Here is a 14,695-nt window from a genome sequence, read left to right on the forward strand (position 1 = left end):
GTTTTCTAACAGGGATTATGGCGGGTCGATTATGGACAACATTAAACGTCATCTGACGTGGTGGGTTGTGGGCGCACTGGTGGTGATCGCTGCTGGCGTGTGGTGGGATCTACGGCCCGCAGGCGTACCGGACGGTTTTGCTGCCAGCAACGGCAGAATCGAGGCGACGGAAGTGGACATTGCCACCAAAATCGCCGGACGTATTGATACCATCCTCGTGACTGAGGGGCAGTTCGTTCGCCAGGGCGAAGTGCTGGCGAAGATGGATACCCGCGTGTTGCAGGAGCAACGGCTGGAAGCCATCGCACAAATCAAAGAGGCCGAAAGCGCCGTGGCGGCTGCACGGGCGCTGCTCGAACAGCGGCAAAGCGAAACCCGCGCTGCCCAGTCGGTAGTGAAACAGCGTGAAGCCGAGCTGGATTCCGTCTCCAAACGTCACGTCCGTTCCCGCTCGCTCTCCCAGCGTGGCGCGGTCTCGGCGCAACAACTGGATGACGATCGTGCCGCCGCGGAAAGCGCACGCGCGGCGCTGGAGTCGGCAAAGGCGCAGGTCTCTGCGACGAAAGCAGCGATTGAAGCCGCGCGCACCAGCATTATCCAGGCGCAAACCCGCGTCGACGCCGCGCAGGCGACCGAACGGCGGATTGTCGCGGATATCGAAGACAGCGAGCTTAAAGCCCCGCGTGATGGCCGGGTTCAGTACCGCGTGGCGGAGCCGGGAGAAGTACTGGCGGCGGGCGGTCGGGTGCTGAATATGGTCGATCTCAGCGATGTTTACATGACATTCTTTCTGCCCACCGAACAAGCAGGTCTGCTGAAAATTGGCGGTGAAGCCCGTCTGGTGCTTGATGCCGCGCCGGACCTGCGTATTCCCGCCACGATCAGTTTTGTCGCCAGCGTCGCGCAGTTCACGCCGAAAACCGTTGAAACCAGCGATGAGCGCCTGAAGCTGATGTTTCGCGTCAAGGCGCGGATCCCCCCTGAATTACTCCAGCAGCATCTGGAATATGTCAAAACCGGCTTGCCAGGCATGGCGTGGGTGAGACTGAACGAACAGCTTCCCTGGCCTGACTCGCTGGCGGTGAGGTTGCCGCAATGACCGCTCTGGCGCTGGTTCCCGTTCCTCCCGTGGCGCACCTTGACGGCGTGAGTCAGCATTACGGGACCACGGTGGCGCTGAATAACATCACGCTGGATATCCCCGCGCGCTGCATGGTGGGGTTGATCGGCCCCGACGGCGTGGGGAAATCAAGCCTGCTGTCGCTCATTTCCGGTGCCCGGGTGATTGAGCAAGGCAACGTCATGGTGTTGGGCGGCGATATGCGCGATCCGAAACACCGTCGTGACGTCTGCCCGCGTATTGCGTGGATGCCGCAGGGCCTGGGAAAAAACCTGTATCACACGTTGTCGGTGTATGAGAACGTCGACTTCTTCGCCCGTTTGTTCGGTCATGACAAAGCCGAGCGCGAAGCGCGGATTACGGAGTTACTGAACAGCACCGGTCTGGCGCCGTTTCGCGATCGTCCGGCGGGGAAACTCTCGGGCGGGATGAAACAGAAGTTGGGTCTGTGCTGTGCGCTGATCCATGACCCGGAATTATTGATACTGGATGAACCGACCACCGGTGTTGATCCCCTGTCTCGCGCCCAGTTCTGGGATCTGATAGAGAATATTCGTCAGCGGCAGACCAACATGAGTGTGCTGGTGGCGACGGCATATATGGAAGAGGCCGAGCGTTTCGACTGGCTGGTGGCGATGAACGCAGGCGAGGTGCTGGCGACCGGCAGCGCGCAGGAACTCCGCGATAAAACCGCCAGCGCGACGCTGGAGCAGGCGTTTATCGCCCTGTTACCACAGGCGCAGCGGCAGGCGTATCAGCCGGTGGTGATTCCGCCGTATCACGCAGAGCAGGAAGAGATTGCCATTGAGGCAAAAGACCTGACCATGCGCTTTGGCAATTTTGTCGCCGTCGATCACGTCAACTTCCGCATCCCGCGTGGGGAGATTTTTGGCTTCCTCGGTTCCAACGGCTGCGGTAAATCGACCACCATGAAGATGCTGACCGGGCTGCTGCCTGCCAGTGAAGGTGAGGCCTGGCTGTTCGGTCAACCAGTCGACCCGAAGGATATCGACACCCGCCGCCGGGTGGGCTACATGTCGCAGGCGTTTTCGCTGTACAGCGAGCTGACCGTTCGACAAAACCTGGAACTCCACGCCCGGTTGTTTCACATCCCCGAAGCGGAAATCCCCCGGCGCGTTCAGGAGATGAGCGAACGTTTTATGCTGGCGGAGGTTGAGGATTCGTTGCCCGAGTCGCTCCCGCTTGGCATTCGCCAGCGGCTGTCGCTGGCAGTGGCGGTGATCCATCGCCCGGAAATGTTGATCCTCGACGAACCGACCTCCGGCGTTGACCCGGTGGCGAGGGACATGTTCTGGCAATTGATGGTCGATTTGTCGCGTCAGGACAAAGTGACCATTTTTATCTCCACTCACTTTATGAACGAAGCCGAGCGCTGTGACCGTATGTCGTTAATGCATGCCGGAAAAGTGCTCGCCAGCGGTACGCCGCAGGAGCTGGTTGAGCGGCGCGGGGCTGCAAACCTGGAAGAGGCGTTTATCTCCTGGCTCCAGGAGGCTGCGGGCCCGGCGCCTGAAACCTCTGTGCCGGTGGACACAAAGCATGAAGAGGCGAAGCCACCGCGTCAGGGATTCAGCCTGCGGCGATTGTTCAGCTACAGTCGTCGCGAAGCGCTGGAACTGAGGCGCGATCCGGTGCGTTCGACGCTGGCGCTGCTGGGCACGGTGATCCTGATGCTGATCATGGGTTACGGCATCAGCATGGACGTCGAAAACCTGCGTTTTGCCGTGCTCGATCGCGATCAAACCGTCAGCAGCCAGGCCTGGTCATTGAATCTGGCAGGCTCACGCTACTTCATTGAACAACCGCCGTTGACCAGCTATGACAATCTCGACCGGCGGATGCGTTCCGGCGAGGTGGCAGTAGCCATCGAAATCCCACCTAACTTTGGTCGTGACATTGCGCGCGGGACGCCGGTGGAGATTGGCGTCTGGGTGGATGGTGCCATGCCCAGCCGTGCCGAGACGGTAAAAGGCTACGTGCAGGCGATGCACCAGAGCTGGCTACAGGACGTGGCGAGCCGCCAGCCGACGCCAGTAGGGCAGAGTGGACTCATGACCATTGAAACACGCTATCGCTACAACCCGGATGTGAAAAGTCTGCCAGCGATTGTTCCGGCGGTCATTCCGCTGTTGCTGATGATGATCCCGTCGATGCTGAGCGCACTGAGCGTGGTGCGGGAAAAAGAACTGGGGTCGATCATCAATCTGTATGTCACGCCCACCACCCGCAGTGAATTTTTGCTCGGTAAACAGTTGCCGTATATCGCGCTGGGGATGCTGAACTTCCTGCTGCTGTGCGCCCTGTCGGTGTTTGTGTTTGGCGTACCGCACAAGGGCAGTTTCCTCACGCTCAGCCTGGCCGCGCTATTGTATGTCACCATCGCCACGGGAATGGGGCTGCTGATCTCCACGTTCATGAAGAGTCAGATTGCGGCGATTTTTGGCACGTCCATCATTACCCTGATCCCGGCGACGCAGTTCTCCGGGATGATCGATCCGGTGGCGTCGCTGGAAGGACCGGGACGGTGGATCGGCGAGATCTATCCAACCAGCCATTTCCTGACGATCGCCCGGGGCACATTCTCGAAAGCATTGGATCTTACCGATCTCTGGCCGCTGTTTGTACCGCTGCTGATCGCCATTCCGGTGGTGATGGGGCTGAGCGTGCTGTTGCTGAAAAAACAGGAGGGGTGATGCGCCGACTACGCAATATTTATAATTTAGGCATCAAGGAGTTGCGCAGTCTGTTGGGCGATAAGGCGATGCTGACGCTGATCGTGTTTGCCTTTACCGTCTCGGTGTACTCCTCCGCGACCGTGCTGCCGGGGTCGCTGCATCTCGCGCCGATTGCCATTGCCGATATGGACCAGTCTCAACTCTCGAACCGTATCGTCAACAGCTTCTACCGTCCGTGGTTTTTACCGCCGGAGATGATCACCGCCGATGAGATGGATGCCGGGCTGGATGCGGGTCGCTATACCTTTGCGGTCAATATTCCGCCAAACTTTCAACGGGACGTGCTGGCCGGAAGGCAACCCGATATTCAGGTGAATGTTGACGCCACGCGCATGAGCCAGGCGTTCACTGGCAACAGCTACATCCAGAATATCATCAGCGGTGAAGTGAACAGTTTTGTCGCGCGTTATCGCGATAACAGTGAACCGCTGGTTTCGCTGGAGACCCGAATGCGCTTCAACCCGAACCTCGATCCGGCGTGGTTTGGCGGGGTGATGGCGATCATCAATAACATCACCATGCTGGCGATTGTGCTGACCGGTTCGGCGCTGATACGCGAACGTGAACACGGTACGGTGGAACACCTGCTGGTGATGCCGATCACCCCGTTTGAGATCATGATGGCGAAAGTCTGGTCAATGGGACTGGTGGTGCTGGTAGTCTCGGGGCTGTCGCTGATGTTGATGGTGAAAGGGGCGCTCGGCGTGCCAATTGAAGGGTCCATTCCGCTGTTCATGTTGGGTGTGGCGCTGAGTCTGTTCGCCACCACGTCGATCGGCATTTTTATGGGTACGCTGGCGCGCTCCATGCCGCAACTGGGGCTGTTGATGATTCTGGTGCTTTTGCCTCTGCAAATGCTTTCCGGCGGCTCCACGCCGCGCGAAAGCATGCCGCAGGTGGTGCAGGACATCATGCTGACGATGCCGACTACCCACTTCGTCAGCCTTGCGCAAGCCATACTCTATCGCGGCGCCGGGTTCAGCATTGTCTGGCCGCAGTTTCTGACGCTTCTCGCCATTGGCGCGGCGTTCTTCCTGATCGCATTGCTGCGGTTCAGAAAGACGATTGGCACGATGGCGTAATCAGATGCCGGATGGCGACGATGTCTTATCCGGCCTACGGGAGTGCAAAGGCAGGCCGGGCAAGCGTAGCGCCCCCGGCGGCATCGTTGAGTCTTACTCTTCCTTCGGCAAACACTGCAAATGGCCGTGGCGCACACCGCGCTGGGCGATAACATCATCGGCAAAATGTTGAACATCGCCCATGTCGCCTTTCAGGACGGCAATCTCCAGACAGTCGTCATGATTGATATGCACATGCAGTGTGGCGACGGACAAATCATGGTGATGGTGCTGCGTTGAGACAATGCGACTGGCTAAATCACGCTTCTCATGTTCATACACGTAGGAGAGCACCGCAAAGCCCTGGGTGCCGTGCTCTTGCGTGGTTTCCTGCGCCAGCGCGCCGCGCAGAATGTCACGAATGGCTTCGGAGCGGTTGTTGTAACCACGGCGCTGGCTCAGGCTATCCAGCGTTTCCAGTAAATCGTCATCAAGCGTGATGGTGACTCGTTGCATCAGATATCAACCTTACGAAATGGCGCGACGGCGCACGGGATATGCGGGGAGTACCGCCTTTTGTAGCACACGACCGGCCTCGGAGGAAAAGGTTAATGCCTCACCCACAGTCTGTGTCTCAACGATCTGCCCGTCCTCCATCACCATCACACGATGGCAAAATCGTTCCACCAGCCGCAGATCGTGGGTGATAAACAGGCAGGCGGTACCAAACTGCTGCTGTATTTTTTTGAGCAGACGAATGACGCCTGCCTGCAACACCAGATCGAGATTCGACACCGCTTCATCGAGAATCAACAGTTTCGGCTCTACCACCAGTGCGCGGGCCAGACAGACGCGCTGGAGCTGACCGCCGCTGAGCTGTGGCGGACGTTTATCCAGCAGGTTTTCATCCAGATCGACGGCGTGAAGCATCTCGCGTACCCGCGCCAGCTGTTCGGCTTTGGACAACGAGAGTAAATGACGCATCGGCTCACGCAGGATCTCACAGACGGTTTTACGCGGATTCACTGCGCTAATGGAATCCTGAAAGACCATCTGGATATCGCGGCGAAACGCCTTTTGTTTAACCCGGTTCAGTTTTGCCAGCGGTTCACCGCGCCAGCTTACGCTTCCCTGACTGGGCGATTCCAGACCGACCAGCAGACGCGCTAACGTGCTTTTTCCGCAGCCGCTGCGCCCTAACAGGGCAACGGTTTCGCCGCTTTTCAGATGCAAAGAGACCGCTTTCAGCACCTGCTGATGCTGATGTTTTCCGCCCAGGCTGGCGTGGGCGTACTGATGAGAAAGGTCTGTGACGCTGAGTAAAGTCATGAGGCTAACTCCATACCGTACAGAGCGAGATGTGCCGACACCAGACCGCGGGTGATGGCGTGTTGGGGTGTCCTGAACAGGGTTTCCACGTCACCCTGTTCGACGATGTTTCCGTCATCCATCACTGCCACATCGTCGGCCAGTCGCGCGACCACACCCATATCGTGAGTCACCAACAGCATGCCCGGTGCCCGGCTCTGCATAATGCTCTCCAGCAGATCGAGGATGCGCGCCTGTGCCACCACATCCAGATCGGTGGTCGGCTCATCGGCGACGATAAACGGCGCATCGGACAGTACCGCCATCGCGATCATCATGCGTTGTAGCATGCCGCCGCTCATCTCGAACGGGTAGAGCTTCAGCACGCGATCGGCCTGCTCCAGGCCCACGGCTTGCAGGGCGTTGACGAGCGTGGCGTCATCTGCCGGTTTACCCAACGCCTGACAGGTTTCCCGTGCGTGGGTCGCCATCGTATGCAGGGGATTAAACGCGCTGCGCGGATTTTGCATAATGGTGGCAATTTTGAACCCACGCAGGGATCGAGGCGACACCGGTTTGCCGTCAGCGAGCAGCGTTCCGTTTGTCTGGCGCACACCAGCGGGCAAAATCCCAAGCGCCGCCGCGCAGGTCAATGATTTACCGCTACCGCTGCCACCCACCAGCGCCAGCACACGTCCGCGTTTGAGCGTTAACGACACACCGTGCACCAGCGGGCGATCGGCCACTAAAGCGATGTTTTGCAGTTCAATGTGCTGTGGCATCAGTGGGCATGCTCCGTGATCAGATGAGGATCCAGGTGATCGCGCAGGGCGTCACCCACCATGTTGAAGGCCATCACGGTGATAAACAGCGCCAGCCCCGGCCAGAACATTTGCAGCGGCTGAGTCCAGATATACTGGCGGGCGTCGTTAATCATCACCCCCCATTCCGCCGTCGGTGCTGTCACGCCAAGGCCGAGGAAAGACATCCCAGCAACGTGCAGCATCATATGTCCAATATCCAGCGTGGCCAGCACCAGCAAAGACGGGATCACCGCCCCGGCCAGATGGTCGATGAATACCCGGACATGACCTGCGCCGGAAAGCCGTGATGCGAGAACAAACTCGCGCTGACGCAGAGAGATGACCAGGCTGCGCACCATGCGCGCATACCATGCCCAGTGTGACAGGGCGATGGCGATAATCACGTTGGTGAGTCCCGTGCCCAACACGCCGACCATGAAGAATGACAGAATGGAGGTCGGGAAGGTCATAAACATATCGGCGACGCGCATGGTGGCTTGATCGACACGACCACCCAGCAGTCCGGCGCTGCCGCCAACAATCAGTCCCAGCGCCAGCACCAGCAGCAGACAGGCCATCACCGAACCCAGCGACACGCGGGTCGCCGCCAGCAGGCGAGAGAAAATGTCGCGTCCCAGATGGTCCGTACCCAGCCAGTGCTGGCTGTCGGGGGCCAACAGGCGCGAGGGTAAATCGATCGCTTGCGGATCATACGGCAGCCACCACTGGCTGGTCAGCGCAATCACCGCCAGCAGGGCGATGACAATCATGGCCAGACGAACCGACCAGCGTGAAGAGAGGAAAAAGTTCACGAGTGCGCTCCTTCATGACGACGAATGCGTGGGTCCAGCGCGGCGTTCAGCAGATCAACAATCAGGTTACAGACCACGAAGACCACCACCATCATCAGCGTAAAGCACTGAATCACCGGGTAGTCGCGGTTAAATATCGCCGACACGGCATAGCGGCCGACGCCCGGCCAGGCAAAGATGTTCTCGATAATCATCGTCCCGCCAATCAGTTCGCCGATGTGCATCCCGACCGCGGTGACGACCGGCAACGACGCATTACGCAAAATATGGCGGCGCTCGGTTTGTTTGTCGTTCAGCCCGCGCAGGCGCGCCCAGGTGACGTGACGCTGCCCTGCGACTTCTAACATGCTGGCGCGCAGGAGTCGGGCGTTGATCGCCAGGGACATAAAGGCGATCGATACCGCGGGTAAAATAAGATGCTGCCAGCCGCCGTAGCCCATTGCGGGCAGCCATTGCAGCCAGACCGAAAAGAACATCACCAACAGGAAGGCGAGCCAGAAGTTCGGCATCGACACGCCGAGGAAGGCAATCAGTCGCACGACGAAATCCGGCAGACGGTCGCGGTGACGCGCCGCCCAGATACCGAGCGGCACGGAAGTCAGCAGGATCAGCACCAGCGCCGCGCCCGCCAGCTCCAGCGTCGCGGGCAGGAAATTCAGCATGTCATCCAACACCGGGCGCTGGGTGGCGAACGAGATGCCAAAATCCAGATGCAGCGCCTTCCACAGCCAGGTGCCGTACTGCACGACAAGCGGCTGATCAAGGCCCAGCATCACGCGGGTTGAGGCCACCATTTCCGGCGTCGGCGGCAGGTTCGATAAGCGCAGATAGTCGAGCGCCGGGTCGCCGGTGCCCAGGCGCAGCATCAGAAAGATAATCACCGAGGCGGCGAAAATCATCGGAATCAGCAGCAGAATGCGCCGCAGTACATAACGCAACATCAGGGTTTCACCGGCTTAATCTGTTCAAACGGGATTTCAGAGGCGATAGGCGCATACGGAATTGTGCCCAGTTCAGGTCTGGCGACCACCATCATCGAGACATAGCTGATGGGCAGATAGACCGCGTCGTTGTGCAGACGGGTCAGGATGTCTTTGTACAGCGCCTGACGCTGGGTGTCGTCGGTGGTTTCCAGTACTTCACCAATCTCTTTATCAATTAACGCTTTGTCAGCTAACCCCTGCTGAGCCTGGTAATCCGCATGTGACGGCACGCGCATCGAACTCATAAAGGCGTGCGGATCGTACGGCGCGCCCCAGGTGCGGTTGAAGATCATTCCGAAGCGTCCGTCGCGCTGGCGGGCATAAATACTGCTCTCTTCTTCGCCAATAAGTGCAACATCAACGCCAATCTGGCGCATATCGGCCTGAATAATTTCCGCCATCGATTTGCTCAGCGCGTCGGTGCCAATGAATGACAGCTCAATGCGCAGCGGTTGGCCGTTCTTCTCACGAATGTCTTTGCCGGCGGGTAGCGTCCAGCCGGCTTTTTCAAGCAGATCTTTCGCCTGCTGCGGGTCGTACTGACGTGGCTTCAGGCCAACGTTGGCATAAGGAACGGTAGGTGCAAACAGCGTGTCGGCGACCTGCTGCGTGCCGTACAGCGCATTGTCGATCAATGATTTCTTGTTCACCGCATAGTTCAGCGCTTCACGTACCGCCAGCTCATTGGTCGGTGCTTTTGCTGAGTTGAGTGCCAGCATTACCGTTTCAATCGGCTGAGAAAGCTGGGTACGGTAGTTCGGGTTCTGACTGAAACGGGCGAAGGTATCGAGCGGCAACAACCCTTCGTTACCGTATAACAGGTCGATGTCGCCCGTTTCAAACGCGACAGCGCGGGTCGTCGGATCCGGGATCACTTTGACGGTAATTTTTTGAATCTGTGGTTTTTCACCCCAGTAGCGATCGTTGCGTACCAGCACATCGTACTGATTGAGCTTCGACGCTTTCAGTACCCACGGCCCCGTGCCAATCGGCGCTTTAATACCGCGCATCGTTTCGTTGTCTTTAAATTGCGACGGCGCGATAAACCGGAACGGGCGCGGCAGCGCCAGCTCTTGCAGGAACGGGTAATAGGCACTTTTCAGGGTGATTTGGAGCTGGTTTTTGTCGAGCGCTTTCACGTCGACGATCTGATTGACCAGTTCCAGCCAGGCGTGACGCTGGCGGTTATCGAGCACCACGCGGAAGTTTTCCGCCGCCGCATGGGCGTCGAACGCTTCACCATTTGAGAAGGTCACATCATCACGCAGGGTAAACGTCCAGGTTTTGCCATCCGCTGAGTGGGTCCAGCTTTTTGCCAGCCACGGAATGACCGAACCATCGGTCTGATACTTTACCAGCGGCTCATAGACCATGCTCTGGGCGAACATTTGGTTAGGGGTATACAAATGAGGGTTAAGCGGCCCAACGTTGACCGGCCAGGCGGTCGTAATTTCATCAGTGGCAGCGGCGTGCGTAAGGAATGACGCACAGGCCAGCAGCGCAAAAAGTGTGCGGCGTAGTCTGGACAAAATGGTGATCCCGAATGATGTAGAGGTACGACTTTATGAGTATGACGATTCTAAAGAATCATCATACTTTTGACGTGTTCTGGATCAAGAGAAGAGCGGTCAAACACGCGAATTATACGAAAATCGTATGTTTGCGATGTCAGACCGTTTCCAGCCACTGCACCGCGTCTGCGTTCAGGGTAAAGGGCGTGGGAGTGCAGACGGCCAGGCTCAGGTTATCGAGCTGGCAATGGCTCAGCGAAAGCCCGGAGTCAAAGGTGCTGTCGACGCTGACGATCTGCCACGCGCTGCCGCCGCGTTGTTTCACGATTGCCTCTTTTTGCGTCCAGATGCGCCAGAATGCGGCGAGCTGCCGATCCGGATGTTCCGCTTCCATTTCGGCATGTTCGCCGAGGCTGAAGACCGCATTTGCCAGCGAGCGCCAGTTGGCGCGTGGGCGGATGATTTCGAGATCGCAACCCACTTCGCCTTCGTCGCTCAGCAGCAGGGCGATATCGTCACCGCTATGGCTCAGGTTGAACCACAGCGACGTCTCGGGTGAAAACGCGGGTTTCCCCTGTTCGCCGTAAACAATCTCCGGCAGCGGCGAGAGGGTGTGGGAAAGCAGAACGCGACCGGCCAGCCAGCGTGCGCGTCGCGGACCCTGCGGCGCCAGATCGGTTAACGCAGACGGCAAGGCGCCTGCGCTGAGTGTCGAAACTTTTCCCAGTACGATCCGATACATGTCAGGACCAACGTTTAATGATGATGGACGTATTGATGCCGCCAAACGCAAAGTTGTTGCTCTGTAAGAATTCACAATCAATCTTGCGGGCTTCACCCATGATGTAATCCAGCGCGCCGCAGTTGGCGTCGGGCTGTTTTAAGTTTAGCGTAGGCGCAAACCAGCCTTCACGCATCATTTGCAGACTCATCCAGGCTTCCAGCGCGCCACAGGCACCAAGGGTATGCCCAAAATAACTTTTCAGCGAGGAGATTGGCACATTATCGCCATAAATTGCGGCAGTCGCCTGACTTTCCGCAATATCGCCACGATCCGTCGCCGTGCCGTGTGCGGAAATATAGCCGATATCCAGCGCGTTTAATCCTGCCATTTTCAGCGACTGTTCCATGCAAATTTGCATGGTTTCCCGTTGCGGCTGGGTGATATGCGCGGCGTCGCAGTTGGTGGCAAACCCGATGATTTCACCGTAAATCGTCGCGCCGCGTGCTTTGGCGTGTTCCAGTTCTTCAAGGATCAACGTCCCGGCGCCTTCGCCAATCACCAGCCCATCGCGCTGTTCATCGAACGGCGACGGCGTGGTTTTCGGTTGATCGTTGCGCTGACTGGTGGCGAACAGCGTATCAAACACCGCCGCTTCCGACGGGCACAACTCTTCCGCGCCGCCTGCTACCATCACGGTTTGATAACCGTGGCGAATCGCTTCCCATGCATAGCCAATCGCCTGGCTGCCGGACGTGCAGGCGCTGGAGGTGGGGATCACGCGTCCGCGCAGGCCGAAAAACAGCCCGGTATTGACGGCGGTGGTGTGCGGCATCATCTGCACATAGGTGGTGCCGGTAATGTTATTGGTGTGCTTTTCGGTCAGCATGGTGGCAAATTCGCTCACCGGGCCAGTACTGCCGGTGGATGAGCCATACGCAATACCCGTTTCCCCGTTGGTGAGCACGTCGTCGCCAATCAGTCCAGCCTGTTCGAGCGCCAGTTCGGTGGCGCGGGTAGACATCAACGACACGCGACCCATCGCACGGATGCGCTTACGGGTGTAATGCTCCGGCAGCGTGAAATCATCGATCGGCGCGCCCAGCAGGGTATGTAGCCCGTCATAAACCTGCCACTCCGGCATTTTGCGCACGGCGTTTTCATAGGCCCGCAGTCGGGCGGAAACATCCTGCCAGTTTTCCCCAAAGGCGGTGACGCCGCCCATGCCCGTTATCACCACGCGACGTGTCATAACATCCCTCCATTGATGGAAATCACCTGACGGGTGACGTAGCTCGCCACATCCGACATCAAATAGCTGGCAAGCCCGGCGACTTCGTCCGCCTGACCCATGCGTTTCATTGGTATCATCGCCATCGCTTCCTTCAGCGCGGCCTCTTCCATTTCGATCATTCCGGTGTCGATCAGCCCCGGCGCGATGCAGTTGACGGTTATTTTGCGTTTCGCAAGTTCAATCGCCAGCGCTTTGGTGGCGCCGATAATCCCGGCTTTGGCGGCGCTGTAGTTTACCTGCCCACGATTGCCCATTACGCCGGACACCGACGACAGGGTGATAATCCGACCGCCCTGGCGCGCGCCGATCATTGGCATGATGCACGGCTGAATGACGTTATAAAAACTGTCGAGGTTAGTGTGGATCACCGTGTCCCAGTCACTGTCGCTGAGTGCCGGGAAGGCGGCATCGCGGGCAATGCCTGCATTGCTGACTACGCCGTACCATGCGCCATGCGCCTCGATATCCTGTTCCAGTACTTCGCGGCACTGCTCGCGGTTCGCCACGTCGAAACTGAGCAGACGCCCTGCGCCACCGACGGCGAGAATGGCATCCAGCGTCTCCTGCGCGCCCTGTGCATCACGATGGTAGTGGACGCCGACCACAAAGCCGTCCGCTGCCAACTGGCGGGCGATTGCGCGACCGATGCCTTTGCTGGCGCCGGTAACTAAAACTGAACGACTCATGCGGACGCTCCTTGTTGAAATAGAGAATGAAGTTCTTCTGCCGATGGCTGGAAGGTATTAACGCGGCCTGTCGCCAGTGTCTCTTCGTCGGCGGTAATCGCGCATTCGAAGCTGCCGAAACGGTCGTCCTGCATCAGCAACTTAACGGTAATGGATACGGTTTTGCCTGCGGGCAGAACGCCGGCTGCGCAAATCAGTTCGCGCGCGCCGAGCACCATCCCGAGTGAGATCGCTCCCTGACCCTGCTGATGGCGGTGCCAGCCGGACCAGACGCCGACGGTCTGCGCCATCAGTTCCAGTGCGAACCAGCCGGGTAAATTGCCTTGCGGATCAAGGAACGGTGCGAGAACGCCGCCGCTCGCCACCGTGACGCAACAAATAGCGGTGTCTTCGCCCACGCGAACCACCTCTTCGAGTAGCAGCATGGGCGCGTCGTGCGGCAGGTATTCGCCGGGTGATAAATAGTGGCTCATGACATTCTCCCGAGCAGAATACTGGTGTTATTGCCGCCAAAGGCGAACGAATTCGACAAGATAAACGGGCGTTCAAGCGGCTGAGGTTGCTCGATGATGCCGCAGGGCGGCAGCGCCGGATCGCGCGGCGACAGGCTAAAGTCCTGTACTGGCAGGGGCAGGTCATGCTGCAACATCAGCATGCTGAGCGCCGCTTCGGTAATCCCTGCCGCGCCCAGCGTGTGGCCAGTCAGGTGTTTGGTCGAGCTGCACGGGACGCGCTCGCCAAACAGCGCGTTGACCACCCTGGATTCGATCTGGTCGTTCAGCGGCGTGGCGGTGCCATGCAGATTGATGTAACCCACCTGTTCGGGGGTGAGACCGGCATTGTCCAGCGCCTGCTGGATGGCGCGAATGGCCCCAACGCCCTCCGGGTGCGGTGCCGAAATATGGTGCGCGTCGCTGGATTCCCCTACGCCAAGCAGCGCGATGGGCTGTGGCTCGCGGGTCAACAGCATCAGCGCCGCGCCTTCGCCAATAGTAATACCGCTTCGGTCGCGGGCAAACGGCAGACAGCGCGTCGGCGAGAGCGATTCGAGACTGTGGAAGCCGTTGATCGGCATCCGGCTCAGGGTATCTGCGCCGCCGACGATGGCGACGTCCACGAGATCGGATTCAATTAAGCGGCGTCCGCTGATGATAGCGCGAGCGCTGGAGGAGCAGGCGGTGGAGAGGGTGAATGCCGGGCCGTCCAGCTTCAGCCAGTGGCTGAGAAAGCGCGACGGGTCGCCCAGTTCTTGTTGCGCGTACTGCCAGTGATGGCTCTCTTCGCCGTTCAGCGTCAGGTTAACGTGTGTGTCGCCTTCATCCAGACCGGACGTGCTGGTGCCGAGCACCACCGCAACCCGATCGCGACCGTAGCGCGCAATGGCCTCATCCACCTGCGGCTGGATCTGCCTGAGCGCCGCCAGCAGCAGCTGATTGTTGCGCGAACGGTGGGCGCTAAAGTCATCCGGGATGGCGGGCAGTTCGCCGTCCACGCCAGCAAGTACCGCGTGCGGATGCCCCTGTAACCAGCCGGTGCGCGGGCGCATGCCGGGTGCAACGCCATGCGTCAGGTTGGCGGCGATTTCATCGGTATCGTTGCCCAACGCGTTAATCATGCCCACCGCAGAAATGTAAATCATA

14 protein-coding genes are annotated in these 14,695 nt (G+C 58.8%); 3 read left to right on the forward strand and 11 right to left on the reverse strand.

Features of this window, described 5'->3' with window-relative positions:
- The first annotated feature begins 31 nt into the window (after nt 1-31).
- The 3 genes from OGW13_RS03425 to OGW13_RS03435 are packed head-to-tail and all read left to right on the forward strand — an operon-like array spanning nt 32 to nt 4,958.
- Nucleotides 32-1,099 carry an HlyD family secretion protein gene (locus tag OGW13_RS03425; protein ID WP_287115643.1) on the forward strand — a complete coding sequence of 356 codons (1,068 nt, stop codon included), beginning with the start codon at nt 32-34 and terminating at the stop codon, nt 1,097-1,099.
- On the forward strand, nt 1,096-3,834 hold the full coding sequence (gene rbbA, locus OGW13_RS03430) for a ribosome-associated ATPase/putative transporter RbbA (protein WP_287115644.1): 2,739 nt from the start codon (nt 1,096-1,098) through the stop codon (nt 3,832-3,834). The genes OGW13_RS03425 and rbbA overlap by 4 nt, the downstream gene beginning before the upstream one ends.
- A complete protein-coding gene (locus tag OGW13_RS03435) occupies nt 3,834-4,958 on the forward strand; it encodes an ABC transporter permease (protein WP_044327558.1) in 1,125 nt (374 codons plus the stop codon). The genes rbbA and OGW13_RS03435 overlap by 1 nt, the downstream gene beginning before the upstream one ends.
- Before the next feature lie 93 nt (nt 4,959-5,051).
- Here OGW13_RS03435 and nikR read toward each other — a convergent pair whose 3' ends face one another.
- The 11 genes from nikR to OGW13_RS03490 form a co-directional block, all read right to left on the reverse strand.
- Nucleotides 5,052-5,453, reverse strand: a complete 402-nt coding sequence (nikR, locus tag OGW13_RS03440) for a nickel-responsive transcriptional regulator NikR (RefSeq protein ID WP_042323093.1) — start codon at nt 5,451-5,453, stop codon at nt 5,052-5,054.
- 12 nt (nt 5,454-5,465) lie between these two features.
- Complete coding sequence (gene nikE / locus OGW13_RS03445; RefSeq protein ID WP_044253644.1) at nt 5,466-6,266, reverse strand: nickel import ATP-binding protein NikE; 801 nt, start codon at nt 6,264-6,266, stop codon at nt 5,466-5,468.
- On the reverse strand, nt 6,263-7,027 hold the full coding sequence (nikD, locus tag OGW13_RS03450; protein WP_287115645.1) for a nickel import ATP-binding protein NikD: 765 nt from the start codon (nt 7,025-7,027) through the stop codon (nt 6,263-6,265). The genes nikE and nikD overlap by 4 nt, the downstream gene beginning before the upstream one ends.
- Entirely contained in the window at nt 7,027-7,860 is an 834-nt protein-coding gene (gene nikC, locus OGW13_RS03455) for a nickel ABC transporter permease subunit NikC (RefSeq protein WP_042998516.1), read from the reverse strand. The genes nikD and nikC overlap by 1 nt, the downstream gene beginning before the upstream one ends.
- Nucleotides 7,857-8,801: a nickel ABC transporter permease subunit NikB gene (gene nikB, locus OGW13_RS03460; RefSeq protein ID WP_044253638.1), complete on the reverse strand. Its 945-nt coding sequence runs from the start codon at nt 8,799-8,801 to the stop codon at nt 7,857-7,859. The genes nikC and nikB overlap by 4 nt, the downstream gene beginning before the upstream one ends.
- Nucleotides 8,801-10,375, reverse strand: a complete 1,575-nt coding sequence (gene nikA, locus OGW13_RS03465) for a nickel ABC transporter substrate-binding protein (RefSeq protein WP_287115670.1) — start codon at nt 10,373-10,375, stop codon at nt 8,801-8,803. Before nikA ends, nikB begins: the two co-directional genes overlap by 1 nt.
- 136 nt (nt 10,376-10,511) lie before the next feature.
- Nucleotides 10,512-11,096, reverse strand: coding sequence for a 4'-phosphopantetheinyl transferase AcpT (gene acpT / locus OGW13_RS03470; protein WP_044263918.1), 585 nt, complete (start codon nt 11,094-11,096; stop codon nt 10,512-10,514).
- A gap of 1 nt (nt 11,097) precedes the next feature.
- Nucleotides 11,098-12,327, reverse strand: coding sequence for a beta-ketoacyl-ACP synthase (locus OGW13_RS03475; protein ID WP_044253626.1), 1,230 nt, complete (start codon nt 12,325-12,327; stop codon nt 11,098-11,100).
- Entirely contained in the window at nt 12,324-13,055 is a 732-nt protein-coding gene (locus OGW13_RS03480) for a 3-ketoacyl-ACP reductase FabG2 (RefSeq protein WP_054176495.1), read from the reverse strand. The genes OGW13_RS03475 and OGW13_RS03480 overlap by 4 nt, the downstream gene beginning before the upstream one ends.
- A complete protein-coding gene (locus tag OGW13_RS03485) occupies nt 13,052-13,528 on the reverse strand; it encodes a hotdog family protein (protein WP_287115646.1) in 477 nt (158 codons plus the stop codon). The genes OGW13_RS03480 and OGW13_RS03485 overlap by 4 nt, the downstream gene beginning before the upstream one ends.
- Nucleotides 13,525-14,694, reverse strand: a complete 1,170-nt coding sequence (locus OGW13_RS03490; protein WP_044263911.1) for a beta-ketoacyl-[acyl-carrier-protein] synthase family protein — start codon at nt 14,692-14,694, stop codon at nt 13,525-13,527. The genes OGW13_RS03485 and OGW13_RS03490 overlap by 4 nt, the downstream gene beginning before the upstream one ends.
- Nucleotide 14,695 lies beyond the last annotated feature (1 nt).

The sequence above is a fragment of the Citrobacter sp. Ca225 genome, from assembly GCF_030337175.1.
GTDB classification, from domain to species: domain Bacteria; phylum Pseudomonadota; class Gammaproteobacteria; order Enterobacterales; family Enterobacteriaceae; genus Citrobacter_A; species Citrobacter_A amalonaticus.